The following is a 25,979-nucleotide window of genomic DNA, read 5'->3' as shown; positions in this document are numbered from 1 at the left end:
GAGGACCCCGGACCGTGAGCACCACGACCGACCCGCGCGCCGTCGCCTCGCGCGCGGAGCTGCTCGTCCAGATGGGGCGGCCCGAGCGTGCGCTCGACGAGGTCGACGACGCGCTCGCGAGCGTGCCCGACGACCCGCGGCTGCTCCTCACCGCCGCCTGGGTGCGGCTGCACCTGCAGCGGTCGGCCGAGGCGCTGCCGCTGCTGGAGCAGGTCGTGGGCGCCCGGCCCACCGCCGACGGCGCGCTCCACCTGCTGTCGATCGCGCGCCAGAACACGGGCGACGTGCCGGGAGCGCGCGACGCCGCGGCGAAGGCGCTCGAGCTCGACCCCGACGACGCGCGGTACCACCTGCAGCTCGCCGACACGCACCTGTCGGGCCGGGTGCGCGGTGCCGACCGGAGGCTCGCGCGCGAGCGCATCGACGCGGCGCTCGCGCTCGCGCCCGAGAACCCCGACCGGCTCGCGCAGGCGGCGCGGCTGTGGTCGCGCCTCGGGGACGACGACCGGGCGCGCGCCCTCGTGCGCCAGGGCCTCGGCGTCGCCCCGGAGCACGAGGACCTGCTCTACCTCGACGCGGCGCTCGCCCTCGACACCGGCCGCAGCGCGAAGGGGTACAGCAGCGTCCTCGCGACGAACCCGGAGCACGCCGAGGCCGGCTACCTGCTGCACCTCAGCGTGTGGCAGCAGGTGCTGCGCCTCGTCGAGATGCCGGTGCTGCTCGTCGGGGCGGTCGCGCTCGTCGTCACGTTCTCGATGAGCGACGCGCACGTCGGCGGCGTGCCGCTCTGGGGGATCGTCGTCCTGCTGTGGACGGCGATCACGGCCCTGCGCGTGCTCCCGGTGCTCCTCCAGGTCCCCCGCGGGCTGCTGCGCCGCACCCTCCGCCAGACGCCGTTGCGCGGCGGGGCCGTCGCGGCGGTCGTCGTGGGCTGGGCGGGCGTGCTCGCCGGGCTCGCGCTGCTGTACGTGGTGCGCGACGCCGTCGTCGTGCGGTGGTTCCTCGTCGCCCTCGGTGCGGTGCTCGCGGTGACGACCGTGACCTCGGCCGTCCTGTACGCGGCCATGGTCACGCAGACGCGCGACCTGGGGTACCTCCCGCCCGGCCCGGTGGGCGCGGCGCGGATCGCCGGGCTGCGCTCGGGTCTGCGTGGCGCCGCGGTGCGCCGCACGGTCGTGACGGGGATCGTCGCGGTCGTCGTCGCGGCGATCGGGCCGGGGGCGCTCGCGCGCGAGGACGCCCGCTCGGTCGCGGCGCTGGCCGCCGTGGCGTTCGTGCTCCCGGTGACGGTCGGTCTGTGGGTCGCGTGGCGTGCGGCGGAGCGGCAGCGCGCGGCGTCGGACGAGCGCCTGCCCGTGAGCGCCGGCGCCGCGGTCCGCGCCGGGCTGGGCGCGGCGGTCCTCCTCGTCACGACGGCGCTCCTCGCCGTCGGCGGCGTCGCGGCCGTCGTCGCGCTGCCCGTCACGCCGAACGCGCACGACGCCGACGGCCGCTACGTCCAGTCGCCGAAGGCCCCGCGCGACCCGGACTCGGAGGTCCAGGAGTGCGGCGGCCGTCCCGTGACCCGGCTCTCCTGCATCCAGGAGAACAACCGCATCCGTCAGGAGGAGCTGCGCGACCGGATGGAGGACGTCGACATCCCGAGCATCGACGTCCCGACGCTCGACCTGCCGGACCTGCCCGACGTCCAGGTGCCCGACGCCCCGGTCCAGCCGACGCCCTGACCGGCTCCGAGCGCCGACGGCGTCCCGCTCGCGACCCGGGCACCGTGGGCGGTCAGCCGTGGTGGGCGGCCCCGCGGGCGGTGGCGCGCCGGGCGACGAAGGCCTCGATCCCGTCGAGGAGGATGTCGAGGCCGAAGCCGATGTCGCTCTCCCAGTCGTCGGGCTGCGGTGCGGTCGGCGACCACGAGGCCAGCGCGCCGGTGAGCGCGGGGTAGGTCTCGGGATCGACGAGCCGCGTGAGCACGAGCTCGTAGTCGGCGTACGGGTTGGCGGCGGCGACCGCGTCCGCGTCGAGGTCGGACTCGGGGGTGTCGGCGGGCAGGCCCTGGGCGCGGCGCACGGCCTCCGCGGCCGCACGCCGGGTCTCGACCTGGACGCGGCCCTCGCCGAGTACGTGCTGGGCGAGGAGCCCGACGATCTGCAGCTTCTCGTCCACCGTCAGGTCGAGCGGTGCGAGGATCGCGAACGCGCGGTCGATCCAGCGCAGGCGGTTCGGCCCGACCTGCGCCGTCGTCAGCGGTAGGTCGAGGAACCACGGCCGCGCGAGGACGCCCGCGATCTGCGCGCGGGTCCAGGCCTCGAGCCCGGCGCGCCAGTCGCCCTCGTCGTACGGGGGCAGGGTGAGCACGTCCGCTGCGGCGTCGGCCATGAGGACGAGGAGCTCGTCCTTGCTCTCGACGTACCGGTAGAGCGCCATCGGCGTGTAGCCGAGCGCCTCCGCGACGCGCGCCATGGAGACCGCGGGCAGGCCCTCGGCGTCGGCGAGGTCGACGGCGGCCCGCACCACCTGCTCGACCGTCAGCGCGGGCTTGGGGCCGCGACGCGGGCCGGGTGCGCGACCCCAGAGGCGCGCGATCGCGGGCGGCAGCTCCGTCGTCGGGGCCGACTCGTCGGGCGCGTGCCGCTCGGTGGGTTCGGGCGTGGTCATCTCGTCATCCTCCCGCGGGCCTTGACCGCCCACGAAACCGTGTCTACCGTACACAGAACAGTGGATTACATAAACAGTTTCTTCCACACGCGGTTCTGCCGCCTGAACCCTGGAGGCCTCATGCCCGCACCGGACGTGCTCGTGCACGCCGACGGCCTGCGCAAGAGCTACGGGACACCGCGCCGCCCCGTGCGCGTGCTCGACGGCGTCGACCTCACGCTGCGCCGCGGCGAGGTCCTCGCCCTGCTCGGCCCCAACGGGGCGGGGAAGACCACCACGGTCCGCATCCTCGCCACCCTCCTGCGTCCCGACGGCGGCACGGCGACGGTCGCGGGCCACGACGTCGTGCGCGAGGCCGCACGCGTCCGCGGCCTCATCAGCCTGACCGGCCAGTACGCGGCGGTCGACGAGAAGCAGACGGGCCGCGAGAACCTCACGATGATGGGCCGCCTCGCGCACCTGCCCCGCCGGGCCGCGCGCGCCCGCGTCGACGGCCTGCTCGACGCGTTCGACCTCGCCGCGGCCGCCGACCGCCGCGTCGGGACCTACTCCGGCGGCATGCGCCGCCGGCTCGACCTGGCGGCCGGGCTCCTCACCCGTCCCCAGGTCATGTTCCTCGACGAGCCCACCACCGGCCTCGACCCGCGCAGCCGCCAGACGATGTGGGAGGTGATCCGTGGCGTCGTCGCCGACGGCACGAGCCTGTTCCTCACGACGCAGTACCTCGAGGAGGCCGACCAGCTCGCCGACCGCGTCGCGCTGATCGACGACGGCCGCGTCGTCGCACAGGGCTCCCCGTCCGACCTCAAGCGCCGCGTCGGCGACGCGAGCATCGAGCTCACCTTCGCGTCGGCCGCCGCGGCGGCGTCGGTCGGGGCCGCGGGACCGTGGCCGGAGGCGCTCGACCTCACCTCCGCGACGCTCCGCGTCCCCACCGACGGGTCGGTCGAGCACGTCCGCGACGTCCTCGCCGCGGTGGCGGCGACCGGCGTCGAGCCGATGCGGTGGGAGGTGCGGAAGCCGACGCTCGACGACGTGTTCCTCACCCTGACGGGCCACGCCGCGCGGACCCGAGACCGGGACCGCGGCACGACCGAGGCTGACCACCAGGCCGACCGTGAGGAGACCGCAGCATGACCGCCCAGACCGCCGCTGCGCCGTCGGGCACGACGCCGCGCCTCCCTGCCCCTACGGCCCGGCCGGGCCGCCACGTGCTCGCCGACGCCGGGACGATGGTCGCGCGCTCGCTGCGGCTCGTGCGCCGCGAGCCGGACGAGCTGATCCTCGCGCTCGTGCTGCCGGTGATGCTCATGATCCTGTTCGTGTACGTGTTCGGCGGCGCGATGAGCGTCGGCACGGACTACGTCACGTACGCGACGCCGGGGATCATCCTGCTGTGCGCGGGCTACGGGGCGTCGAACACCGCGATCGCCGTGGAGCAGGACATGTCCGGCGGCATCATGGACAGGTTCCGGTCGATGCCGATCGCGAGCGGGACGGTGCTCGTGGGGCACGTCGTGGCGAGCGTCGTGAAGAACCTCGTGACGACGGCCGTCGTGCTGGGCGTCGCGTTCCTCATCGGCTTCCGGCCCGACGCGACCGCGCTCGAGTGGCTGGGAGCCGTCGGGGTCGTCGCCGCGTACGTGCTCGCGATCACGAGCGTCGCGGCCTTCGTGGGCGTGCTCGTGCGCTCGCCCGCGGCGGCCGGGGGGTTCAGCTTCTTCATGCTGTTCCTGCCGTACGTGTCGAGCGCGTTCGTGCCGCCCGAGACCATGCCGTCGTGGCTGCGCGGGTTCGCGGAGCACCAGCCCGTCACGCCCGTGATCGAGACGATCCGCGGCCTGCTCGTCGGGACGGGCTCGACCGGGGCGCCGGTCACCGACCTGGGCCCGACGGCGGCGCTCGCCCTCGCGTGGTGCCTCGGCCTGGTCGCGGTGTTCCTCGGCGGGGCGGCGTCCGTGTTCGCCCGGCGCCGTCGGCAGTAGGCGTGGGCCGGCGGTCGCCGCGGCGGTGCCGCGCAGGGCGAGAGGGTCGGCGACCGACCGGATCGCGGGGACGTGCCGCCGCGGTCCGCGCGGCACGGGGGTCGTCGTGCAGGTCGTGCCCACGCCCCTGCTCAACCGACGCTCGGTCGTCGAGCACCCCACCGAGATGGTCGTCCCGGCGACCCGTGACCGGCCGCGCGGCGTGCGTCCGGAGCAGAAGGTGCCCGCGGGCCAGTACCGGCCGGGTCAGGTCGTGCCCGTCGTCCGGCGTGCGGGCGACCCCGACTCGGTCCGGCTCGACCGCCCCGACCTGGGGGCGTCGGACGTGTCCCGGTGGGGGCTCGGCGCGATGCTCGTCGCCCTGCCGGTGATCGTCGTCCGCGGCGTGCTGAGCGTGCTCGCCGGCGGTTAGCGACGACCTGTCCGCGCCGAGTCGCGGGCTCCGTCGCCTGGAGTGGTCGGCGCGTCGTCGTCCTGGGCGTCCCGTCCTGCGCCGACGAGTCGCCCGGCGAGCGGCACGGCGGCCTGCACGGCGACGCTCGCGGCGAGGGCGATCCCGAAGGCGGCGGCGATGCCGAGCCGGTCCACGAGGAGCGCGACGAGGAGGCAGAACACCGCGAACCCGGTGAGCCCGGCCAGCAGACCGCGCAGGAGCCGGACGGTCTCGGCCGACCCGCGCTGTGCGAGCGCGAACGCGGCGACCACGCTCGACGCGATCGGGAACGGCGCGAGCACGCCCGTCATCGCCGGGCCGAGCGCACCCGACGCGGTGGTGACGGCGAGGACGAGCGCCGCCGTCGTCGCGGCGCGGGCGGGGAGGTCCCACCAGGGCGACGGGACGGTCGACGGCGGGGGGGCCGCCACGTCGGGCGGCATGACCCGGGACGCGCCCCAGAACGTCGCGAGCGCCACGACGAACGTGATCCCGGCGGGCAGCGTCAGCCGGGCGAGCGCGACGTCCGCCACGAGGCACGCGGCCCAGGACGCCGCGAGCGCACCGAGCCAGCCCGTCCGGCGAGAGCACCGGGCGAACACCACGGCGAACAGGGCGAGAGACGTGAGGCCGAGCAGCGCTGACGACGCCGCGGCGGCGCCGAACCCGGTGCCGTGGTCGAGCGTGGTGATGAGGAGGATCGGCCCGGCCACGACGGGCAGCCCGACGAGCACCCCGGTGAGCCGCGCTCCCCAGCGCCGTCCGGCGAGCGTGGACGCGACCACCAGGGCGGGTGCCAGCACGAGCTTGAGGAGCAGCGTCACGCGGTCACGGTAGCCCGTGCCGGTCCGGTGGTCGGTGCCGGTCGGGTGGCCGTGCCGGGTCCGCGCCGAGCGGTCGACCCCGGGCTGCTGCGGCCGGCGTGCACGAAGAAGGGCGGCGGGCCCGGAGTCCTGTCCACCGGGACCGCCGCCCGCGAGGGCGACACCGTCGACGTGCAGCCGCCCTCGAGCAGGGGGCCGGGCGGTGAGGAGATGCCGCCCGGCCGTGCGCGACGGTCGGTCAGACCGCCGCGAGCCGACGGCGCAGCCCGAGCCCGACGCCCGCGACGCCCGCGAGCACGGTCCCGCCGACGAGCGCCGACATGCCGAGCGACACCCGTCCGACGGGGCTGTTCTCGACGCTGTCCTTGAGCTCGGTCGTGCCGTCGGAGAGGGTCTCCGTGCCGTCGGAGAGCGTGGCGGCGCCGTCCGCGATGCGCGTGCTGCCGTCGTGCAGGTCGGACGCGCCGTCGGCGAGCGTCGTCGTCCCGGCGTGCAGCGTCGTCGAGCCCTCGGCGAGCGCCGCGTTGCCGGCGGCGAGCGTCGTCGCGCCGGTGGACAGCGTCGTGAGCCCGTTCTGCAGCCGCAGCGTCCCGTCCTCCAGGCGCGTGGTCCCGGCGGACAGGTCGCCGGCGCCCGTGCGCAGCCGCACCGTCCCGGCGGAGAGGTCGGCGGCACCCGCGGCGGCCCGGGTCGTCCCGGCGTGCAGGTCGGACGCGCCGGTCGCGAGCTCGGCCGTGCCGGCGGCGAGCTCGGAGGTCTTCGTCGCGAGGAGCGTGCTGCCGCTGCTCACGCGCGCCGCGCCGGCGGCGAGGTCGGCGGTGCCGTCCGCGATCGTCGAGGCGCCCGCGCTGAGCTCCCCAACCTTCCCGTGGAGCGTCGCGGCGCCGGTCTCCAGCTCGCCGATCTTGCCGTCCAGCGTGGTGGCACCGGCGGCGAGCGCGTCGATCCCGCCGGCGAGCTGGACGTCGATGCCGGTCCGGAGCTGCTGGACCCCGGCGGCGAGGCCCGGCTGCGCGGGGGTGCCCTCGCCGAGGCCCGTGCGGAGCCGCGCGAGCCCCGCGGTGAGCCCGGGTCGGTCCGGGGTGCCGGTCCCGAGGCCGGCCGAGAGCTGGTCGATCCCGGCGGTGACGGCGGCCGCTCCCGCGGAGAGCTCGCCCGCGCCCGACGCCAGTCGTCCCGCGCCGCCCGCGATCTGCGCGGACGCGCCGGGAGCCGACTCGGTGCCGTTGCCCAGGGCGCGGAGGGTCGCGGCGATCGTCCCGAGGGTCTCCGGGGTCGCCGCGACCTCGCCGCGCGCGATCGTGTCGAGCTGCGCCGCGAGGCCGTCCAGGTTGGTCCCGACGGTCACGGCGGAGCGCTGGAGCTCGCCGGCAGAACCCTGCAGCTGCTCGGCGTACCCGCCCAGGGTGACCGCACCACCGCGCACCCCGGTCGCTCCTTCGCGGAGCTGATCGACTCCTGCCTGGATCGCGTCCGCCCCTGCTCCCGCTGCGGCGACCCCGCCGGCGAGGCGCGCCGCACCGGCGGAGAGCTGGGCCTGGCCCTGGTCGAGGGCCAGGACCCCTGCGCCGAGGCTGTCGCGCACGCCCGTCCGGAGCTCGGTGGTGCCCGCCGCGAGGGTGCCGGCCCCGGTCGCGAGCCGATCGGCTCCGGTCGCGAGGTCGGCGGAGCCGGTCGCGGCGCGGGCAGCCCCCGCGCTCAGGTCGCCGGCGCCCGTGCTGAGGTCGCCCGCTCCCGCGGCGAGCTGCGACGCACCGTCGGCGGCGCGCGTGCTGCCGGCCGCGAGGCGCGCGGCCCCGGCGTCGAGGTCCGTGCTGCCCGTGGCGAGGCGGGCCGCACCGCTCGCCGCGTCGCCCGTGCCTGCGGCGAGGCGGGCCGCTCCGGCGTTCAGCTCGTCCGCACCGGCGGCGAGCTCGCTCGCGCCGTCGAGCGCGGTGGTGCCGCCCGCGGCGAGCTGGGTCGCGCCGTCGGACGCCTTCTGCGCCCCGGCGACGAGGTCGCCGGCGCCGTCCCGCAGGTCGCCCGCCCCGTCGGAGAGCCGCTGGGCGCCGGCCTGGGCCTCGGCGGTGCCGTCGGCGAGCGTCGCGGCGCCGTCGGAGAGCTGTGCGGCGCCGTCGTCGAGGCGGGTCGCGCCGTCGGCGACCTTGCCGTGGTACACGAGCAGGAACGCGATCAGGCCGGCCACCGCGAGGGCGAGCACGGCGAGCGCGACGGACGTGAGGACCGTGTGGGTGCGCGACGGTCGGGGAGAGGCGTGCTGCGTCATCGGTCGTCCTTCCTCGCGCCCGGCGTCGTCGCGGGGCGGTCGGCACAAGGGGAGAGGAGCGGGGAGAGAGGCGGGTCGTGCGTCCGCCCGACGCGGGAGTGCGCCGGGGCCGCGGCCCGCCACCGTTGGTGGGACGTGGAGTAGCAGGTAAATCTCGAAAGACGCTAGCAACCGCCGGGACGGGCCGGACAGCGAGTACTAGGTACTTGCGCCGTCACGATTCGGTCACGGCGTCGAAGTATCAGGTACTCCGTCCCGGAACCCGTCGCCCAGGGCAACGGGCGCCCCGCTCCCGGGCCGAGCGGGCCGTCGCGCACTGTTCATCCGGCGGTCACCCGGTGGCCCCGGGCCGGTCGTCGCCGCGCCACGGCGGACCACCACCCTCTGCTCGACCCACGTCGAAGGAGAGACATGTCAGCCATCCCCGAGCGGACCCTGGCGCGCACGTCCGCGCGCACCCCGGCCCGCCGCACGCGCATCGCAGCGCTCGTCGCCACGGGCGCGACGCTCACCCTGGGCCTGGGCGCGCTGCCCGCCCTCGCGGCGGCTCCCGCGCACCCGGCCGGGGCGGTGTCGGCCCCGACGACGGCGCTCGGTCTTGCGACGGAAGCGGCCTGGACGGCGCCCGCCGCGGACGAGACGTTCCACCGCCTCGCCACGTACCCGGTGTTCCAGAACCGCCCGGCCGGCGAGGACGCCGCCGCCGAGACGGTCGCCGAGATCTCCGCGGTGAGCGAGGACGGGCGCACCGTCGTCCACACGGACGCGCTCGCGCGCCGCATCGGCTTCCTCGACCTCACCGACCCGAGCGCCCCGCAGGGCCTCGGCACGCTGAGCCTCGCCGAGCTCGGCTCGGAGCACGACGAGCCGACGTCGGTCGCGGTCGTCGGCGGGTACGTCCTCGTCGTCGTGGACACGTCGGTGAGCTTCACCGAGCCGAGCGGTCGCCTCGACGTCGTCGACCTCGCGACGCGCGAGCGCGTGCGGTCGCTCGACCTCGGCGGCCAGCCCGACTCGATCGCCGTCACGCCCGACGGCGCGCACGCCGTCGTCGCGATCGAGAACCAGCGCGACGAGGAGGCGACGCCCGAGGGCGGTGCCGGCGGAGGTGACGAGGGCGACCTCCCGCAGCTCCCCGGCGGCTTCCTCCAGATCCTCGACCTGCTGGGCGACGACCCGGCCGCCTGGTCGACCCGCGCCGTCTCCTTCCTCGACGAGGCCGGGGCGCCGCTCCCGGTCGTCGCGGCCGCCGGCCTCGACACGCCGCAGGACCCCGAGCCCGAGTACGTCGCCGTCAACCCGGCGGGCACGAAGGTCGCGGTGACGCTCCAGGAGAACAACGGGGTCGCCGTCGTCGACATCGCCACGGGCGAGGTCGAGAACGTCTTCTCCGCGGGCGCGGTCGCCGTGTCCGGGATCGACGTGAGGAAGGACGGCGTGATCGACCAGACCGGGTCGATCCCGGCGACGCCGCGCGAGCCCGACGCGATCGGCTGGCTCGACGACGCGCACGTCGCGACCGCGAACGAGGGCGACTGGAAGGGCGGGTCGCGCGGCTGGTCGGTGTTCGACGCCGCGTCGGGCGAGGTCGTGTGGGACGCGGGCGCGGAGCTCGAGCGCCTCGCCGTGCGCGTCGGCCTGCACACCGAGGACCGCGCGGCCAAGAAGGGCGTCGAGCCCGAGGGCCTGACCGTCGCGACGCTCGGCGGCACGCGCTACGCGTTCGTCGGCTCGGAGCGCTCGAACTTCGTGGCCGTCTACGACGTCTCCGACCCGAGCGCCCCGCGGTTCGTCCAGGTGCTCGCGACGACCAACGGCCCCGAGGGCCTGCTCGTCGTCCCGCAGCGCGACCTGCTCGTCGTGTCGAGCGAGGAGGACGACGCCGGTGCGGGCGTGCGGTCGGCCGTCACGGTGTTCGGCCGCGGCGCGCAGTGGGCCGACGGCGCGGGGACGCCGCAGTTCCCGAGCGTCGTCTCGGCGGACGCGACCGAGGGCCCGCAGGCCGGCGCCCCGATCGGCTGGGGCGCGCTCGGCGCGCTGACCGCGGACCCGACCGATCCCCAGCGCCTGTGGACGGCGACCGACGCCGCGTACGCCACGACGCAGCTCCTGTCGCTCGACGTCCGCGGCTACGGCGCCGGCTCCCCGGCCGTCATCGACCGGACCGTGACCCTCACGCGCGACGGCGTCCCGGTGGGCCTCGACGTCGAGGGCGTCGCGGCGCGCCCCGGCGGCGGATTCTGGCTCGGGGTGGAGGGCGCGAAGGGCGCGGAGAACGCGATCGTGCGCGTCGACGCCGCGGGAGCGGTGGTCGAGACCGTCGCGCTGCCGGAGGCGGTCGCCGCGGGCCTCGGCAAGCAGGGCATCGAGGGCGTCGCGGTCGCTCCGGCGGTCTCGACGGACGACGGGTCCGCGGCCGCGGGCGAGCAGGTGTGGGTCGCGCTCCAGCGCGGCCTGACCACCGACGAGGGCGGCACGGCGGGCACGGCGCGCCTCGGCCGCTACGACGTCGCGTCGGGTACGTGGGACTGGTTCGCCTACCCGCTCGAGCAGACCACGACGGACGGCGACTGGCTGGGCCTCAGCGAGGTGACCGTCGTCGACCACGACACGCTCGCCGTGATCGAGCGCGACAAGCTCAACGGCCCCGCCGCCGCGGTGAAGCGCGTCTACGCGGTCGACGTGCCGGACGTCGCCGTCGGGGCCGCGGCCACGACCCCCGTCGCCGTGACCAAGACGCTCGCGCACGACGTCCTGCCCGACCTGCGCGCCACGCACGGCTGGACGCAGGAGAAGCTCGAGGGCCTCACGCTCGGCGGCGACGGCACGGTCTGGGCGATCACCGACAACGACGGCCTCGCCGACGCCACGGGCGAGACGGTGCTCCTGCGCCTCGGCGCGGCGTCGGACGTGTTCGAGGGCCACCTCGACGGCGAGAACCCGGGCGGTCCGGGCGAGCCCGGCGAGACGCCCGGTGCGGGCGAGCAGCCGCCGTCGACCCCGCTCCACACGGTCGACGCCGACGACCTCACCGACGCGAACCACGGCGGGGTCACCCTCTCCCCGGCGCGGGTCCGCGCGGGCGAGCAGGTCACGGCGACGGCCGAGGGCTTCGCGCCCGGCGAGTGGGTCTCCGCGACCCTCTTCTCGACCCCGGCGGACCTGGGCATGGTCCGCGCCGACGCCTCGGGTGCCCTCACCGCGACCGTGACGGTCCCCGCTGACGTCGCGGCGGGCGTGCACCGGTTCGCGCTCGTCGGGCAGGTGGACGGCCGCGTCCTGTGGACGGAGCTCGAGGTGCTCGCCGCGGACGGCACGGCCGGCGGGTCCGACGGCGCAGGGTCGGGTCGCCCCGACGGGCTCGCCACGACCGGAGCGCACGTTGGCGCCCTGGTGGGCCTCGCGGTCGTGCTGGTCGCCGGCGGCGCGACGATCGTCGTCGCCCGGCGCCGCATGCGCGGCCTCCCGGGCTGACGGCCCGGCCCAGCGCCGAACCGGTGCTTGCGGGCGGTCTCGAGTCCGAGGCCACCACCCGCAACCCCGGGTTCGGCCGCGTCCCGCGGCTGGCGCGGAGGGTCAGTCGCGGTCGTTGGGCATGAGGGCCCAGAGGATCAGGTAGGCGATGACCTGCGGGCCGGGGAGCAGGATCGAGACCGCGGCGACGATGCGCACGACGGTCGGGTCCCAGCCGAAGCGGCGGGCGATCCCTGCGCACACGCCCGCGATCATCCGACCGTGACGCGGCCGGGACAGGGTCGGCCGGAAGGAGGCTGCGGAGGCGTCGGAGGTGCTCATACCTCGACGGTAGGAGCACGCTCGTCGCGGCGGTATCGGGATGTCCCCCGAACCGACCCTGATCCTCCCGACGCCGACCCTGACCCCGGGCTCAGCTCCGCAGGGCCCGGCTCAGCTCGCGAGGGCGGCCTCGAACGCGGCCAGGGCGCGGGGCGACACGAGCGCGAACGTCGCGGCGGCGACACCGTCGCCGCGGTCGGCGCTCGGACGGGCGGCGGACCACCCGCGCACCGCCTCGACCGCGACCCGCGCGACGTCGTCGACGTCCCAGCCGTAGACGCCCGCGCTCACGGCGGGGAAGGCGACGGTCGCGGCGCCGAGGCCCGCGGCGACGTCGAGCGAGCGCGTGAAGCACGACGCGAGGAGCGCAGGGTCGGTCTGGCCGCGGTGGCGGTCCGGCCCGACGGTGTGGACCACCCAGCGGGCGGGGAGGTCGTAGCCGCCGGTCGCGACGGCGTCGCCGACGGGCAGGCCGTCGGGGAGGGTCGTGCGCCGGATCCGGCGGCACTCCTCCAGGAGTCCGGGACCGGCGGCGGCGTGGATCGCGCCGTCCACGCCCCCGCCGCCGAGCAGCGACGAGTTCGCGGCGTTGACGATCGCGTCGACGGCGAGCGTCGTGATGTCGGCGAGCCGGGCGTCGAGGTCCATGCCCCCATCGTGCCTCGCGGCGCGTCGCGACGGCCGAGCACGTCCTCACGCGCGGTCGAGCACGACCTGAAGGACGGAAAGCGCCCCATAACGACCTTCAGGTCGTGTTCGGCGGGGGAGGTCAGTCGCGCGAGACGACCACGCTCGCGCTGTGGCCGCCGAAGCCGAACGCGTTGACCAGCGCGTGGCGAGCGGTCGTGTCCCGGGCGGCGCCGTGGACGACGTCGAGGTCGATCGCCGGGTCCAGCGCGTCGAGGTTGAGCGTGGGCGGCACACGGCCGTCGCGCACGGCGAGCAGCGCGACGAGGATGCCCAGCGCGCCCGAGGCGCCGAGCAGGTGGCCCGTCGCGCCCTTGGTGCTCGTCACGGGCGGGGGCACGCCGAGCGCCGCGTGCAGGGCGTCCGACTCGTTGACGTCGCCCACCGGGGTCGACGTCGCGTGCGCGTGGACGAGGCCGACGTCGGCGGGGGAGAGGTCCGCGGTGCGCAGGGCCATCCCGATCGTCCGGGCCTGGTTCTCGGGGTCCCCGCCGACGATGTCGAACGCGTCCGAGGTCAGCGCGGCCCCGGCGACGACGCCGTGCACCGCGGCGCCCCGCGCCCGCGCGTGCTCCTCGCTCTCGAGGACGAGGAGCGTCGCCCCCTCGCCCATGACGAAGCCGTCCCGGTGGACGTCGAACGGGCGCGATGCGCGCTCGGGCTCGTCGTTGCGGGTCGACATGGCGCGCGCCGCCGCGAACGCGGCGAGGGAGAACGGCCGGACGCCCGCCTCCACCCCGCCGCAGACGACGACGTCGGCGGACCCGGAGAGGATCATCTCCCGACCCATCGTGATCGCCTCGGAGCCCGCGGCGCACGCGCTGATGGGCGCACGCGCACCGGCCTTGGCACCCAGGTCGATCGACAGCCACGCCGCCGGCCCGTTGGCCATGAGCATGGTGACCGTGTGCGGCGAGACGCGGCGGGGCCCCTGCTCGTCGAGCACGTGGGACTGGTCGAGCGTCGTCGCGATGCCGCCGTTCGCGGACCCGACGACGACCGCGAGGCGCGTGGGGTCGACGTCGGGCGACCCCGCGGAGGCCCAGGCCTCCCGGCCCGCGACGAGCGTGAGCTGTTCCGCCCGGTCCGTGCGGCGCGCCTCGCGCACGGCGAGCCCCTCCGCGAACGCGTCGTCCACCCGCGCCGCGATGCGCACGGGCAGGTCGGCGGCCCAGTCGTCCTTGATGGCGTGCACCCCGGGCTCGGCGCGCAGCAGCGCGTCCCAGGTGCCTGCCGCGGTGAGCCCGACCGGGGTCACCGCCCCGTAGCCCGTGACGACGGCTCGTGTCATGGTGTCCCCCTACCTGCGGGCGTCGCCTCGTCGGACGACGGTTGTGGTCGATGGGTCCCATTTCAAGACATCCGTATGGGGTTTGTCTTGTCCGACAGTGTGACAGTGCGCACGCTGTCACCCACCACGAGTAAAGCGGCGGGTCGTCATCCCGGCCACGGCGGGCCCGCAAGGTCACCGAGATGGAGTGCAACAGCGGGGAGGACGCCGAGGGCCGGGTGCGGCTCTCCGACCTCGCGGTGCGCGACGACGCGATCGCCGTGACGGTCGGCGTCGAGCCGCGCACGGGCGTGGCGGACTGCCCGTCGAACCCGCCGACGCCGTTCGTCGTCGAGCTCGACGAGCCGCTGGGCGACCGCGTCGTGCTCGACGCGTCGGTGCACCCGGCGCGGGAGGTCGTGCTGCCCTGACCCGGCGGGTCAGGCCCCGTCGAGCCCGAGCACCCGGCACGCGTTCCCCGCGTAGAGGGCCGGCAGGAGGTGCGCCGGGAGGTCCGCGCCCGAGATGGCCCACCGACCCTGCGGCGGAACGGGGTCGCCGGGAGCGTAGGAGAAGTGCTCGTCGGCCGTCTCGAGGAACCGGAAGTGCGTCTCGAGCTGCTCGCGGGACAACGGGAACGCGTCGGTGCCGAACAGGACGCGGTCGGGGAAGTCCTCGACGAGCCGGCGGAAGCGCCGTGGCTGACGCCCGAGCTCCGCCAGCCGGCCCGCGACGTCGACGACGAGGTTCGGTGCGGACCGCAGGAGCCGTGAGACGTGGTCGAGGTCCTCGGCGACGCAGCCCACGTGCGCGCCGACGTAGGTGGTCCCCGGCGTCGCGACGAGCAGGCGTTCGAACGCGTCGAGCAGGTGCTCGAACGACGGGAACCGGGACCGGTCGGCGAACGACCACGACGGCTGCGCGGTGAGCTCGTCGACGCGCTCGTTGTACCGGTCCAGCGGGTCGAAGAACGCCTTCGGGTCGGCGACGTGGATCAGGACGGGCAGCCCGAGCTCGCCCGCGAGCGCGAGCGTCTCGACGACGCGAGGGTCGTCGGGCGCGACGAGCGCACCGTCGGGGCCGGTGACGGTCAGGCCGAGGTCCTTCCACACCTTGAGGCCGCGCGCCCCGCGCGCCGCGGCGTCGCGGAGCTGCCGCTGCACCTCGCGCTCGCCGCCCGCGTGGGCGAGCGCCCCCCAGTCGACCTGGCAGAAGGTGAGGAACCGGCCCGGGTGCGCGCGGTCGTACCGGTCGAGGTTGGCCTCGAGCTCGTCGCCCCACAGGCCGTCGAGGTTGACGACCGTGCGCACGTTCGTGCGGTCGAGCAGGTCGAGCAGCGCGGGAACGTCCGGCGCGCACCAGTCGGCGGTGAGCCAGCGGCCCAGGTGGTTGTGGACGTCGACGGCGGGCACCGCGGCCCGGATGACGTCGGTCCGGGGGAGCCGCACGCGGGCACGCGGCTCCCAGTCGGCGAGCCGCAGGTCGGGTGCGGGCGGCACCGGGGGCGGGGTGGCGTGGTGGAGAGGATCGGTCACGTCCCCGAGCATCTGCCCCCCGCGCGCAGATTTCACGGATGTTACGCGAACCGATCATCCAGAGTGAGTGAATGTGCCACTCTGCGTGACTATCGCGCAGACGATGAGCAGGATCTTGGGCATCGGGTCCGCGCCGCGCGGCACCCACCACCGCTGGACCCGGGGTCACGACCCCGCCGACGACAGGACAAGCACGTGAGCCCGAGCGCCGTCACCGAGCGAGAGATCCACAGCCAGCCCGACGTGTGGGCCAAGGCCCTCGCGGGCGGACCCGCCACCGGCTCCGTGCTCGGCGCGCCCGGCGAGCGCGTCCTCGTGCTCGGGTGCGGGACGAGCGCGTTCGTCGCCGAGGCGATCGCGGTCCTCCGTGAGGACGCGGGCCTCGGCGAGACCGACGCCGCGTACGCGTCGGAGTGGAACCCGACGCGTCCCTACGACCGCGTGGTCGTCATCAGCCGCTCCGGGACCACGAGCGAGTGCCTCGAGGCGCTCGCGGCCGTCCCCGCAGGAACGCGCACCGCCGCGGTCGTCGGGGTCGCGGGTACGCCCGTCGCCCTCGCGGCGGACGACGTCCTCGTGCTCGACCTCGCGGACGAGGAGTCGGTCGTCCAGACGCGGTTCCCGACCACCGTGCTCGCCGTCGCCCGCCAGGCGTTCGGCGAGGACCTCTCCGACCTCGTCGAGCAGGCCGAGCAGGCGCTCGCGGCGCCGCTGCCCGTCGAGCCGGGCGCGTTCGAGCACTTCGTGTTCCTCGGCCGCTCGTGGACCTACGGCCTCGCGCAGGAGGCGGCGCTGAAGATCCGCGAGGCGGCGCAGGCGTGGTCCGAGTCGTACCCGGCGCTCGACTACCGGCACGGGCCGGTCGCCGTCGCGACCGACGCGACGCTCGTGATCCTGCTGGGCGAGGACGACCCGGCGCTCGCCGACGACGTGCGGCGTACCGGCGCGACCGTCGTGCACCTCGAGGGGGACCCGCTCGTCCAGCTCGTGCAGTGCCAGCGCCTCGCCGTCGCCCTCGCCACCGACCGCGGCCTCGACGCGGACGCGCCGCGCCACCTCACCCGCTCCGTCGTCCTCGGCTGAGGACGACCCGCGACAGCCCGTCACCGACGGGGACGCAGTACCCGGACACTCGACGAAGAGACCGCCCAAGAGACAAGGCCGACAATGTTCCGTCATCCCACCCGCCGCCGTCCCGACCGTCCTCTCACCGTGGCCCGGGGAGCCGCCGGAGCGGTCGTCGTCTCCGGCGCGCTGCTGCTCGCCGCGTGCTCGTCCGGGACGCAGGGCGCCACGACCCTCGACCCCGAGGCCGACGTCACGCTCACGTGGTGGACCGGCCAGGCCGACCAGGCCCAGACGATCCTCACGGGCCTCGCCGAGGAGTTCGAGGAGCTCCACCCCAACGTGACGATCGAGGTGTCGTCGGGCGCGCCGTCGACGGAGGACCTGCTGCAGAAGCTGTCGTCCTCGTTCGCCGGCGGAACCTACCCGGACATCTCCTACGCGTTCGGCTCCTGGGCGAGCGAGCTCGCCGAGTCGGAGCGCACGCTCGACATCACCGACCAGGTGAGCGACCCCGACGTCGGCTGGGACGAGTTCTCCGGCGCCGCTCGCGCCACCGCCCAGCCGGACGGCGAGACCACCATCGGCTTCCCGGCCGTCGTCGACAACCTCTCCCTCCTGTACAACAAGACGGTGTTCGACGCCGCCGGCGTGGACTACCCGACCGAGGACTGGACGTGGGACGACTTCCGCGCCGCGGCGAAGGAGCTCACGGACCCCGCGACGAGCACGTACGGCTACGCCTACGGGGTCTCCGGCTCCGAGGAGACGACGTGGCAGTTCTGGCCGCACCTGTGGCAGCGGGGCGGGGAGATCCTCGACGAGTCCGGCACGACCGCGACGTTCGACTCCGACGCCGGCGTGGACGCGCTGACGTTCCTGCGCGACATGGCCGTCGAGGACGGGTCGGTCTACCTCGACCAGACCGACACCAAGTTCACGCAGATCTTCGCGAGCGACCAGATCGGCATGGTCACGTCCGGGCCGTGGACGCTGTACGACCTCCAGGTCGCGGGCACGCAGTACGGCGTCGTCCCCCTGCCGGCCTACGACGGCGAGCACACGACGATCTCCGGCGCCGACCTCTGGGTCCTGTTCGACCACCAGGACGCGAACCGTGAGCACTGGTCGTACGAGTTCACGAGGTGGCTGACCGACCCCGAGCAGGACGTGCGCTGGAACGTCGTCTACGGCAACCTCCCGCTGCGCGAGAGCGAGATCGACTCGCCGGAGTTCCAGGCACAGGTCGCGGCGATGCCCGGCCTGGACGTCATGGCGCAGAACAGCGAGAACGCGACGATCCCCCGCCCGACCGTGCCGGGGTACGTGAACCTCTCCGAGGCGGTCGGCACGGCGGTCTCGGAGGTCCTCCAGGGCAAGGGAGAACCGCGCGAGGCGCTCGAGCGGGCCGCCGACCGGTCGGACGAAGCGCTGGCGGACCAGTGACGACGACGATCGCGCCCACCCCCGTCCGGCGGCCCCCGCGGCGCCGCCGGACGGGGGAGGCGCTCGCCGGGTGGGGCTTCGTCACACCGGCGACGCTCCTCGTCGTCGGCCTGTCGATCTTTCCCGCGGTCTGGGCGTTCCTGCTGTCGCTGCAGGACTGGAACGGCTTCTCCGCCCCGGAACCGGTGGGCGCGGACAACTACCGGCGCATGCTGACCGACGCCGAGCTGGGAGCGGCGGTAGGGCACACGCTCCTGTACACCGCGCTGTTCGTCCCGGCGTCGCTCTTCCTCGGGCTCGGTCTCGCGGTCGCGCTCAACCGCCGGCTCGTCCTGGTCGGGGTCTACCGCACCCTCGTGTTCCTGCCGTTCGTGGTCTCCGCGGCGGCCACCGGCATCCTCACGACCTACCTGTTCAACCCGCAGTTCGGGTTCGTGAACAACGTGCTGCGCGTCCTCGGCCTCCCGCAGCAGGGCTGGCTCGAGGACCCGTCGCAGGCGATGGTCGTCATCACGATCATGTCGTTGTGGGGGCAGGCCGCGTTCACGACCGTCATCTACCTCGCCGCGCTCCAGGACATCCCGGTCGAGCTCGCGGAGGCCGCCCGCGTGGACGGCGCGAACCGGTGGCAGTCGTTCTGGCACGTGACGTTCCCCCAGCTCGCCCCGGTCACGGTGTTCGTCGCCATCTGGCAGACGATCCAGGCGATCCAGCTCTTCGACCTCGTCTACACGACGACGCGCGGCGGCCCGCTCGGATCGACCGAGACGATCGTGTACTACCTGTGGAAGGCGGCGTTCAAGGAGCTCGAGTTCGGGTACGCCTCGGCCGTGGCGTACGGGCTGTTCGCCGTGACCCTGCTCATCACCATCGCCGTGACGCTCTACTCCCGCCGCACGAAGGTTGGTGGACTCTGATGTCGACGACCGTTCCCGGACCTGCCGCCTACGCCACGACGCCCGGCGGACCGCAGGCGGCGCCACCCGGCGCCCCGGACGGCCCGCTCCCTGCCACCACCACCGCCACCCCCGCACCGCGGCGCCGGCGGCGACGCGCCTGGCTGTGGCACCTGCTCCTCGTCCCCGTCGCCGCGCTGTTCGCGACGCCGTTCGTGCAGATGTTCCTCACGTCGCTCACGCCCGAGGCGGAGATCAACCGGTTCCCTCCGCGGTTCTGGCCCTCGCAGCTCACGCTCGACGGCTACGTCAAGCTCTTCACCGAGACCGACGTGCTGCGCTGGACGACGAACACCGTCCTCGTCTCGGTCGTCGCCGTCGCGTCGCACATCGTGCTGTGCTCACTCGCCGGGTACGGGTTCGCGCGCCTCAAGTTCCCGGGCCGCACGTTCGGGTTCCTCGCGATCATGGCGACGATCATGATCCCGACCCAGCTCCTCATGGTCCCGACGTACGTCCTCTTCGCGCGCATCGGCATCATCGACACGCTCGCCGCCGCGATGGTCCCGTGGCTCGCGTCGGCGTTCGGGATCTTCCTCATGCGCCAGTTCTTCCTGTCGCTCCCGCCCGAGCTCGAGGAGGCGGCCGTCCTCGACGGGTGCTCCCGGCTCGCGACGTTCTGGCGGATCATCCTCCCGCTCGCGCGGCCCGCGCTCGCGACGCTCGCGATCTTCACGCTGCTCGGCTCGTGGAACGACCTCGTCTGGCCGCTCATCGCCATCAACGACCCGTCGTCGTTCACGCTCCAGCTCGGGATCACGAACTTCCAGGGCGCGCGCCGGACCGACTGGTCGCTGCTCATGGCGAGCAACGTCGTCGCGACCCTGCCGCTGGTGCTGTTCTTCCTGTTCGCCCAGCGCCAGTTCATCGCCACCATGACCTTCACCGGAGTCAAGGGATGACCACGCCCCACACCCTGCCCCACGGAACCGACCGGACGACTGCACGACCCGTCGTCGTGGTCGGCGACGCGAACGTCGACCTCGTGCTGCGCGGCGACGTCGTCCCGCGCTTCGGCCAGGCCGAGCAGCTCGCCGACTCCGGCGACCTCGTCCTCGGCGGCTCGGCCAGCATCGCGGCGGCCGGCGTCGCGCGCCTCGGGGTGCCGACGACGCTCGTCGCGCGCGTCGGCGCGGACACGTTCGGCACCTTCACGCTCGACGCGCTGCGCGCCGCCGGGGTGGACGTCTCCGCCGTCGACGTCGCCCACGACGAGCCGACAGGGCTCTCGGTCATCCTCTCCACGCCCGACGACCGGGCGATCCTCACGGTCCCGGGCACGATCCCGACCCTCACCGGCTCCCACGCGCTCGCCGTGCTCGACGGCTGGCACGGGCCGCCCGGCGTCGTGCACGTCGCGTCGTTCTTCCTCCAGCCGCGCCTCGCCGCGGACCTGCCCGCGGTCCTCGCGTCCGCACGCGCGCGGGGGTGGACGACGAGCCTCGACACGAACTGGGATCCCGCCGAGCGCTGGACCGGGCTCGCGGACCTGCTGCCCCACGTGGACGTGCTGCTGCCGAACCGCAACGAGCTGCGAGCCGTCGCGGCGGCGTTCGGCGCGGGCGTGCGGGACGCGCCGCACACCGGCGATCCCGACGTCGCGCTCGCCCGGGCGGTCGCCGCGCGCGGCCCCCGCGTCGTGGTCAAGGACGGTGCGCGCGGCGGGTGGTCCGTGGGACCGGCCGGAGCCGACGTGCGTGCCCCGGGGCTCGCCGTGGACGTGGTCGACACGACCGGCGCCGGAGACAGCTTCGACGCCGGCTACCTCGCGGCCCTCGCGCACGGGATCGAGGACGAGACCGAACGCGTGCGCTGGGCGGCCTGCGCCGGCTCGTTGTCGACGCGCGGCCCGGGGGGCACCGGGGCGCAGGCCACGCTGGCCGCGCTGCGTGCCGCGCTCGCATGATCTCCGCGCTCGCCCTCAGCCCCTCGCTCGACGTCACGTACGTCGTCGACGCGCTCGAGGGGATCCAGCGCCCGCGCGAGGTCCGTCGCGTCGGCGGGGGGAAGGCGCTCAACGCGGTCCGCGCCGCGGCGTCGCTCGGCGCCCGCACGACCGCCGTCGCGGTCCTCGCCGGGGGATCGGGCGAGGACGTCGCGGCGGGGGCGAGAGCCGACGGCGTGGACCTGCGCGTCGTGCCGGGAGAGCACCCGACGCGCACGTGCGTCTCGGTCCTGGCCGCAGAGACCGGTGCGCTCACCGAGATCTACGAGCGTGCCGTCCCGGTGGGTCCGGACACGCTCGACCGTGCCGTCGGGCTCGCGCTCGACCTCGCCACGCACCACGGCGGGTGGTGGCTGCTGTCCGGCGGCCTCCCCGGCACCATCGCGCCGAGCGTGGTCGGCGCCGTCGTCGGTCGGCTGCGGGCGGCGGGTGCCCGCGTCGCCGTGGACAGCCACGGTCCGGCGCTCGCGGGTGCCGTGGGGGAGGGGCCCGACCTGGTCAAGGTGAACCGGGTCGAGGCGGCAGAGCTGCTGGGCGTCCCCGAGGACACCCCGGGGCCAGCGCTCGTCACCGGGATCCGCGACCGGTCGGGCGGCCTCGTGGTCGTCACGGACGGCGCGGAGGGGGCGTGGGCGAGCGACGGCACGAGCGTCCTGCGCGTGCGGCTCGGGGGCCACGTCGGCCGCTTCCCGGTGGGGAGCGGCGACTCGTTCCTGGGCGGGATGCTCGTCGCGCTGGACACGGGGGCCTCCCTCGCCGCGGCGGTGGCGCTCGGTGCCGCCGCGGGCACGGCCAACGCCCAGGTCCCCGGTGCGGCCGTCCTGGACGCGGACCTGGCCCGCCGTCTCGTCGGCGAGGTCGAGGTCGAGACCGTGGCGCTCCCGGTGCCGTAGACCCGCTGCGGGTCAGAGCGGCGTGGTCGGCCCCTCGGCCGGCTGCACGGCCGTGACCGGACCGTCGTCGGGCACGACCTGGACGTCGACACCGGCCGCCGCGATCGCGTCGAGGGCCTCCGGGTCGGCGGACGAGTCCGTCACGAGCACGTCGATCTCCTCGAGGTCCGCCATCTTGGCGAGCGTCACGCGCCCCACCTTCGACCCGTCCGCGACCACGACGACGCGCTCGGCGTGCGCGACCATCGCGTGGTTGGTGCGCGCCTCGGTCTCGTCGTGCGTCGTCGCGCCGCCGCGCACGCTGATGCCGTCCGTGCCCAGGAAGGCCGTGCCGACGTTGATCGCGTTGAACGTGTGCTCGGCGAGCACGCCGACGGCCTCCAGCGAGCTCGACCGGACGAACCCGCCGGTCATGATGACCTGCAGGTTGCTGCGCGCGGCGAGCTCGGTCGCCGTCGTCAGGGCGTTCGTGGCGATCGCGAGGTCGGGTCGCGTCGCGAGGGCGCGCGCGACGGCGGCCGCCGTCGTGCCGCCGCTGATCGCGACGGAGTAGCGCCCCGGCGGGAGCAGCCCGGCGGCGTGCTGGGCGATGCGCAGCTTCGCCTCGCGGAACCGGGAGTCGCGCAGGAGCACCGGGACCTCGGTCGTGGGGTCGAGGGCGCGCACCCCGCCGTGCGTGCGGAGCACGAGGCCCTGCTCCTCCATGTCCGCGAGGTCGCGCCGCATCGTGGCCGAGGACACGCCGAGCTCACGGACCAGCTCCGTGAGGCGTGCCGTGCCGTGCTCGTTGACGTACGTCAGCGCCCGCATCATGCGGTCGCTGCGCTTGTGGGAGATCGCGCGGGGCGCGGCGTCGGGTGCGACGGACATGCGCTTCCTTCCGGCGGTTGTGGGGCGGACGCCCGAGGCCCTCGGCGCCCGGACGAGGCAAATCGCTCATTCAAAGTGAGTGTTATCAGCGAAATCTGATCGTATTCTTGCACAGTGCGCTCGACGGCGCCGAGGATCGTCGACATGGTCAGCATCGCGTTCGTCGGCGCCGGGAGCGTCGTCTTCACCCGCCAGCTCGTCGCCGACATCCTGCGCTACCCGGAGCTCGCCGACGCCCGCCTCGTGCTGCACGACATCGACCCCGAGCGGCTCCGCGTCGCCGAGGGCACCGCGCGTCAGGTGAGCCGCCAGCTCGGGGCGTCGGCCACCGTCGAGGCGTACGCCGACCGTCGCCAGGCCCTCGACGGTGCCGACTTCGTCGTCAACATGATCCAGGTCGGCGGCATCGACGCGACGCTGAAGGACCTCGAGATCCCCGCGCGCCACGGACTGCGCCAGACCATCGGCGACACGACCGGCGTCGGTGGCGTGTTCCGCGCGCTGCGCACGTTCCCGGTGCTCGAGGGCATCGCGACCGACATGCGCGAGCTGTGCCCCGAGGCGTGGCTGCTCAACTACACGAACCCGATGGCGATGAACGTGTGGTGGGTCTCCACCGTCGCTCCCGACCTCAAGGTCGCCGGGCTCTGCCACTCCGTCTACTGGACGGCGCACGACCTCGCGGAGCTCGTGGGCGTCCCGGTGGAGGAGACGCGGTACCGGGCCGCGGGCGTCAACCACCAGGCGTGGCTGCTCGAGTGGGAGCACCAGGGCGAGTCGCTGTACCCCCGGCTGCGCGAGACGATCCGCCGCGACCCCGGGCTCGAGCGTCGCGTCCGGGTCGAGATCTTTCGTCGCCTCGGCTACTACCCGACGGAGACGAGCGAGCACTCCTCCGAGTACCTGCCGTGGTTCCTCCGCTCCGACGAGCAGATCGAGCGCTACCGCCTGCAGCCGCTCGAGTACGTCGGCATCAGCCGGGAGAACGTCGCGGAGTTCGAGGCGGCGCGGCGTGCGCTCGCCGCCGGCGAGGACCTCGCGCTCGAGGACGGCGCGAGCGAGTACGCGCCCCAGATCATCCACTCGCTCGTCACCGGGACGCCGCGCGAGGTGCACGTCAACGTCCCCAACCACGGGCTGATCGACAACCTGCCCCAGGGCGCGGTCGTCGAGGTCCCGGCGGCGGTCGACGGCGACGGCCTGCGCCCCGTGCCGATGGGCTCGCTCCCGGCCCAGTGCGCGGCGCTCAACCAGCCGTACGTCTCGGTCGGCGCGCTCACCGTCGAGGCGGCGCGCACCGGCGACCCTCGGCTCGTGCGCCAGGCCGTGCTCATGGACCCGAACGCGTCCTCGACCCTCACCCCCGAGCAGATCTGGGCCCTGTGCGACGAGCTCGTCACGGCGCACGGCGACCTGCTCCCCGAGCCGCTCCGCGCCCTCGTGCCGGCTGGTGCCCTGTGACCCTGGCCGCGACGGGGAACCTCGTCGCTGCGGCGGCGCGCGACGGCGGCGCCGTGCTCGCGTTCAACGTCATCACGCTCGAGCACGCCGAGGGCATCGTCGCCGGCCTCGAGGACGCCGGGGCTCCCGGCATCCTGCAGATCAGCGAGAACGCCGTCCGCTACCACGAGGGTCGCATGACGGCCCTGGTCGCGGCCTGTCGCGAGATCGCCGTCGCGGCACGCGTCCCCGTCTCGCTGCACCTCGACCACGTCCAGGACGTCGACCTCGCGCGCCAGGTCGTCGACCAGGCGTGGCGTCTCGGGATCACGTCGATCATGGTCGACGCCGCCCACCTCGACTACGCGGACAACGTCGCCACGACCCGCGACCTCACCCGGTCCGCGCACGACACCACGCTGTGGGTCGAGGCCGAGCTCGGCGAGATCGGCGGCAAGGACGGTGCGCACGCACCCGGCGTGCGGACCGACCCGCACGAGGCGGCGTCCTTCGTCGCCGCGACCGGTGTCGACGGGCTCGCCGTCGCCGTGGGCAGCTCCCACGCCATGACGAGCACGACCGCGGAGCTCGACCTCGACCTCGTCGAGCGGATCGCCGCGGAGGTCCCCGTCCCGCTCGTGCTGCACGGGTCGTCCGGTGTCCCTGCCCCGATGCTGCGCGACGCCGTCGCGCGGGGGATCCGCAAGATCAACGTCGGGACCGCGCTCAACGTCGGCTACACGCGTCAGGTGCGAGACTTCCTCGACGCGCACGACGCCGTCACCGACCCCCGCAAGTACCTCGCCCCGGCGCGGGGGGCCGTGCGCGACGCCGTCGACCGGCTCTGCACGCAGGTGTTCGCCTGACACCTCGGGCCGTCCTGCATCTCCTGATCGGCACCCCCACCATGGCGCGCGGGCAGCGCGTCACGACGAGAGGAACGAGCACATGAGACGAACGACGACCGGCCTGGCACTCGGCTCGGCGCTGGTGCTGACCGCGTGCGCGGGCGGCCCCGCCGTCGGCGGCACGAGCCCCGTCCCGGACACGGCGCGCACGACCACGACCGACGCGACGACCGCGGCGCTGGTCGAGCTGCCGCCCACGAGCGGGGTCCTCGACTACCAGCTCGGCGGCGCGTACGACGAGGTCGACGCCGGTTCCGGTCCGGTGACTCCCGACGTCGTGGTGCGCGACGCGACGGCGGCGCCGCTCTCCGGTGCGTACAACGTCTGCTACGTGAACGGCTTCCAGACGCAGCCCGACGACGCCGACCTGTGGCTCGCGCACGAGGACCTGCTGCTGCACGACGCCGACGGCCTGCTCGTCGTCGACCCGGACTGGCCGGACGAGTTCGTGCTCGACCCGTCGACCGCGGCGCAGCGCGACGGGATCCTCGACATCCTCGGTCCGGTGGTCACCGGCTGCGCGGGCGACGGGTTCGACGCGGTCGAGATCGACAACCTCGACACCTGGACCCGGTTCGCCGAGATCGACGAGGCCGGCGCGCACGCGCTCGCCACGGCGTACGTCGACCTCGCGCACGACGCCGGGCTCGCCATCGCGCAGAAGAACGCCGCGGAGATCACGCAGGTCGCGCACGACGACCTCGGCTTCGACTTCGCCGTGACCGAGGAGTGCGCCGTCTGGGACGAGTGCGCCGCGTACACCGACGTGTACGGCGACCACGTGCTGCAGGTCGAGTACCCGGGCCCGCTCGCAGGCGAGGGGCTGACGTTCGCCGACGCGTGCGCCCTGCCCGACCGCGCACCGCTCACCGTGCTGCGCGACCTCTACCTCGTCACGCCCGACACGGACGTGAGCGGGTTCGACCCCGTCGAGGAGACGGGCGAGCCGTACTCGTACGTGTTCGAGACCTGCTGACCGCGAGGCGGCGGGCGGCGCCCGCGCCGTGCG

Annotated in this window: 23 protein-coding genes; 15 read left to right on the top strand and 8 right to left on the bottom strand. The window is 74.9% G+C overall.

The genetic code is table 11. The features are described 5' to 3' along the window. Positions 1-14: 14 nt before the first annotated feature. Complete coding sequence (locus tag NHH00_RS17850; RefSeq protein ID WP_253054779.1) at positions 15-1,724, top strand: tetratricopeptide repeat protein; 1,710 nt, start codon at positions 15-17, stop codon at positions 1,722-1,724. A 52-nt stretch (positions 1,725-1,776) separates the two neighbouring features. Here NHH00_RS17850 and NHH00_RS17845 read toward each other — a convergent pair whose 3' ends face one another. Continuing rightward, a complete protein-coding gene (locus tag NHH00_RS17845) occupies positions 1,777-2,652 on the bottom strand; it encodes a TetR/AcrR family transcriptional regulator (protein ID WP_253054777.1) in 876 nt (291 codons plus the stop codon). A 120-nt stretch (positions 2,653-2,772) separates the two neighbouring features. Here NHH00_RS17845 and NHH00_RS17840 point away from each other — a divergent pair, with 120 nt between their 5' ends. From NHH00_RS17840 to NHH00_RS17830, 3 genes are all read left to right on the top strand, one after another. Beyond that, entirely contained in the window at positions 2,773-3,789 is a 1,017-nt protein-coding gene (locus NHH00_RS17840; protein WP_253054775.1) for an ATP-binding cassette domain-containing protein, read from the top strand. Beyond that, the gene (locus tag NHH00_RS17835) at positions 3,786-4,637 is read left to right on the top strand and encodes an ABC transporter permease (protein WP_253054770.1); all 852 of its coding nucleotides are present in this window, start codon (positions 3,786-3,788) and stop codon (positions 4,635-4,637) included. Before NHH00_RS17840 ends, NHH00_RS17835 begins: the two co-directional genes overlap by 4 nt. Before the next feature lie 115 nt (positions 4,638-4,752). Further along, positions 4,753-5,049 carry a hypothetical protein gene (locus NHH00_RS17830; RefSeq protein WP_253054767.1) on the top strand — a complete coding sequence of 99 codons (297 nt, stop codon included), beginning with the start codon at positions 4,753-4,755 and terminating at the stop codon, positions 5,047-5,049. Here NHH00_RS17830 and NHH00_RS17825 read toward each other — a convergent pair. Both NHH00_RS17825 and NHH00_RS17820 read right to left on the bottom strand, forming a co-directional pair. Next, positions 5,046-5,894 (bottom strand): hypothetical protein, encoded by an 849-nt coding sequence (locus tag NHH00_RS17825; protein WP_253054765.1) that lies wholly within the window; start codon positions 5,892-5,894, stop codon positions 5,046-5,048. The genes NHH00_RS17830 and NHH00_RS17825 overlap by 4 nt on opposite strands. Before the next feature lie 238 nt (positions 5,895-6,132). After that, positions 6,133-8,160 (bottom strand): beta strand repeat-containing protein, encoded by a 2,028-nt coding sequence (locus tag NHH00_RS17820; RefSeq protein WP_253054763.1) that lies wholly within the window; start codon positions 8,158-8,160, stop codon positions 6,133-6,135. Positions 8,161-8,571: 411 nt separating this feature from the next. Here NHH00_RS17820 and NHH00_RS17815 point away from each other — a divergent pair, with 411 nt between their 5' ends. Next, positions 8,572-11,634 (top strand): esterase-like activity of phytase family protein, encoded by a 3,063-nt coding sequence (locus tag NHH00_RS17815; RefSeq protein WP_253054761.1) that lies wholly within the window; start codon positions 8,572-8,574, stop codon positions 11,632-11,634. A 102-nt stretch (positions 11,635-11,736) separates the two neighbouring features. Here NHH00_RS17815 and NHH00_RS17810 read toward each other — a convergent pair whose 3' ends face one another. From NHH00_RS17810 to NHH00_RS17800, 3 genes are all read right to left on the bottom strand, one after another. Beyond that, positions 11,737-11,955: a PspC domain-containing protein gene (locus NHH00_RS17810; protein WP_053370472.1), complete on the bottom strand. Its 219-nt coding sequence runs from the start codon at positions 11,953-11,955 to the stop codon at positions 11,737-11,739. Between the two features lie 111 nt (positions 11,956-12,066). Then, the gene (locus NHH00_RS17805) at positions 12,067-12,603 is read right to left on the bottom strand and encodes an O-acetyl-ADP-ribose deacetylase (RefSeq protein WP_253054759.1); all 537 of its coding nucleotides are present in this window, start codon (positions 12,601-12,603) and stop codon (positions 12,067-12,069) included. 121 nt (positions 12,604-12,724) lie between these two features. Continuing rightward, the gene (locus NHH00_RS17800) at positions 12,725-13,933 is read right to left on the bottom strand and encodes a beta-ketoacyl-[acyl-carrier-protein] synthase family protein (protein ID WP_253054757.1); all 1,209 of its coding nucleotides are present in this window, start codon (positions 13,931-13,933) and stop codon (positions 12,725-12,727) included. A 182-nt stretch (positions 13,934-14,115) separates the two neighbouring features. Between NHH00_RS17800 and NHH00_RS17795 the strand changes: the two genes are divergently transcribed. Then, positions 14,116-14,343 carry a hypothetical protein gene (locus NHH00_RS17795; protein WP_253054755.1) on the top strand — a complete coding sequence of 76 codons (228 nt, stop codon included), beginning with the start codon at positions 14,116-14,118 and terminating at the stop codon, positions 14,341-14,343. A 9-nt stretch (positions 14,344-14,352) separates the two neighbouring features. Here NHH00_RS17795 and NHH00_RS17790 read toward each other — a convergent pair whose 3' ends face one another. Further along, on the bottom strand, positions 14,353-15,447 hold the full coding sequence (locus tag NHH00_RS17790; protein ID WP_253054753.1) for an amidohydrolase family protein: 1,095 nt from the start codon (positions 15,445-15,447) through the stop codon (positions 14,353-14,355). A 195-nt stretch (positions 15,448-15,642) separates the two neighbouring features. Between NHH00_RS17790 and NHH00_RS17785 the strand changes: the two genes are divergently transcribed. The 6 genes from NHH00_RS17785 (at position 15,643) to NHH00_RS17760 (ending at position 21,752) form a co-directional block, all read left to right on the top strand. After that, positions 15,643-16,530: an SIS domain-containing protein gene (locus NHH00_RS17785; RefSeq protein ID WP_253054751.1), complete on the top strand. Its 888-nt coding sequence runs from the start codon at positions 15,643-15,645 to the stop codon at positions 16,528-16,530. A 129-nt stretch (positions 16,531-16,659) separates the two neighbouring features. After that, positions 16,660-17,958 carry an ABC transporter substrate-binding protein gene (locus NHH00_RS17780; RefSeq protein ID WP_253054749.1) on the top strand — a complete coding sequence of 433 codons (1,299 nt, stop codon included), beginning with the start codon at positions 16,660-16,662 and terminating at the stop codon, positions 17,956-17,958. Further along, positions 17,955-18,875 carry a carbohydrate ABC transporter permease gene (locus NHH00_RS17775; RefSeq protein WP_253054747.1) on the top strand — a complete coding sequence of 307 codons (921 nt, stop codon included), beginning with the start codon at positions 17,955-17,957 and terminating at the stop codon, positions 18,873-18,875. The genes NHH00_RS17780 and NHH00_RS17775 overlap by 4 nt, the downstream gene beginning before the upstream one ends. Further along, positions 18,875-19,816 carry a carbohydrate ABC transporter permease gene (locus NHH00_RS17770; RefSeq protein ID WP_253054742.1) on the top strand — a complete coding sequence of 314 codons (942 nt, stop codon included), beginning with the start codon at positions 18,875-18,877 and terminating at the stop codon, positions 19,814-19,816. The genes NHH00_RS17775 and NHH00_RS17770 overlap by 1 nt, the downstream gene beginning before the upstream one ends. After that, positions 19,813-20,820, top strand: coding sequence for a carbohydrate kinase family protein (locus NHH00_RS17765; RefSeq protein ID WP_253054740.1), 1,008 nt, complete (start codon positions 19,813-19,815; stop codon positions 20,818-20,820). The genes NHH00_RS17770 and NHH00_RS17765 overlap by 4 nt, the downstream gene beginning before the upstream one ends. Beyond that, positions 20,817-21,752, top strand: coding sequence for a 1-phosphofructokinase family hexose kinase (locus NHH00_RS17760; RefSeq protein WP_253054738.1), 936 nt, complete (start codon positions 20,817-20,819; stop codon positions 21,750-21,752). The genes NHH00_RS17765 and NHH00_RS17760 overlap by 4 nt, the downstream gene beginning before the upstream one ends. 12 nt (positions 21,753-21,764) lie before the next feature. Here the strand turns inward: NHH00_RS17760 and NHH00_RS17755 are convergent, their stop codons facing one another. After that, complete coding sequence (locus tag NHH00_RS17755; RefSeq protein ID WP_087470278.1) at positions 21,765-22,622, bottom strand: DeoR/GlpR family DNA-binding transcription regulator; 858 nt, start codon at positions 22,620-22,622, stop codon at positions 21,765-21,767. A 144-nt stretch (positions 22,623-22,766) separates the two neighbouring features. Between NHH00_RS17755 and NHH00_RS17750 the strand changes: the two genes are divergently transcribed. The 3 genes from NHH00_RS17750 to NHH00_RS17740 all read left to right on the top strand — a co-directional run bounded on the left by NHH00_RS17750 (position 22,767) and on the right by NHH00_RS17740 (position 25,946). Further along, positions 22,767-24,083 carry an alpha-glucosidase/alpha-galactosidase gene (locus tag NHH00_RS17750; protein WP_253054736.1) on the top strand — a complete coding sequence of 439 codons (1,317 nt, stop codon included), beginning with the start codon at positions 22,767-22,769 and terminating at the stop codon, positions 24,081-24,083. Next, entirely contained in the window at positions 24,080-24,928 is an 849-nt protein-coding gene (locus NHH00_RS17745) for a class II fructose-bisphosphate aldolase (RefSeq protein ID WP_253054734.1), read from the top strand. The genes NHH00_RS17750 and NHH00_RS17745 overlap by 4 nt, the downstream gene beginning before the upstream one ends. 82 nt (positions 24,929-25,010) lie before the next feature. Next, positions 25,011-25,946: an endo alpha-1,4 polygalactosaminidase gene (locus tag NHH00_RS17740; protein WP_253054732.1), complete on the top strand. Its 936-nt coding sequence runs from the start codon at positions 25,011-25,013 to the stop codon at positions 25,944-25,946. Positions 25,947-25,979: the final 33 nt, after the last annotated feature.

The organism is Cellulosimicrobium cellulans, assembly GCF_024124905.1.
Taxonomy (GTDB): Bacteria; Actinomycetota; Actinomycetes; order Actinomycetales; family Cellulomonadaceae; genus Cellulosimicrobium; species Cellulosimicrobium cellulans_G.
The sequence above is the reverse complement of the archived record's forward strand: the minus strand, read 5'-3'. Positions and strand labels throughout refer to the sequence as shown.

Bases quoted from the DNA above. Each gene is read 5' to 3' on its own strand.
- NHH00_RS17845 (WP_253054777.1), bottom strand. From the start codon at position 2,652: ATGACCACGCCCGAACCCACCGAGCGGCACGCGCCCGACGAGTCGGCC.
- NHH00_RS17840 (WP_253054775.1), top strand. From the start codon at position 2,773: ATGCCCGCACCGGACGTGCTCGTGCACGCCGACGGCCTGCGCAAGAGC.
- NHH00_RS17835 (WP_253054770.1), top strand. From the start codon at position 3,786: ATGACCGCCCAGACCGCCGCTGCGCCGTCGGGCACGACGCCGCGCCTC.
- NHH00_RS17820 (WP_253054763.1), bottom strand. From the start codon at position 8,160: ATGACGCAGCACGCCTCTCCCCGACCGTCGCGCACCCACACGGTCCTC.
- NHH00_RS17815 (WP_253054761.1), top strand. From the start codon at position 8,572: ATGTCAGCCATCCCCGAGCGGACCCTGGCGCGCACGTCCGCGCGCACC.
- NHH00_RS17810 (WP_053370472.1), bottom strand. From the start codon at position 11,955: ATGAGCACCTCCGACGCCTCCGCAGCCTCCTTCCGGCCGACCCTGTCC.
- NHH00_RS17805 (WP_253054759.1), bottom strand. From the start codon at position 12,603: ATGGACCTCGACGCCCGGCTCGCCGACATCACGACGCTCGCCGTCGAC.
- NHH00_RS17800 (WP_253054757.1), bottom strand. From the start codon at position 13,933: ATGACACGAGCCGTCGTCACGGGCTACGGGGCGGTGACCCCGGTCGGG.
- NHH00_RS17795 (WP_253054755.1), top strand. From the start codon at position 14,116: ATGGAGTGCAACAGCGGGGAGGACGCCGAGGGCCGGGTGCGGCTCTCC.
- NHH00_RS17770 (WP_253054742.1), top strand. From the start codon at position 18,875: ATGTCGACGACCGTTCCCGGACCTGCCGCCTACGCCACGACGCCCGGC.
- NHH00_RS17765 (WP_253054740.1), top strand. From the start codon at position 19,813: ATGACCACGCCCCACACCCTGCCCCACGGAACCGACCGGACGACTGCA.
- NHH00_RS17760 (WP_253054738.1), top strand. From the start codon at position 20,817: ATGATCTCCGCGCTCGCCCTCAGCCCCTCGCTCGACGTCACGTACGTC.
- NHH00_RS17755 (WP_087470278.1), bottom strand. From the start codon at position 22,622: ATGTCCGTCGCACCCGACGCCGCGCCCCGCGCGATCTCCCACAAGCGC.
- NHH00_RS17750 (WP_253054736.1), top strand. From the start codon at position 22,767: ATGGTCAGCATCGCGTTCGTCGGCGCCGGGAGCGTCGTCTTCACCCGC.
- NHH00_RS17740 (WP_253054732.1), top strand. From the start codon at position 25,011: ATGAGACGAACGACGACCGGCCTGGCACTCGGCTCGGCGCTGGTGCTG.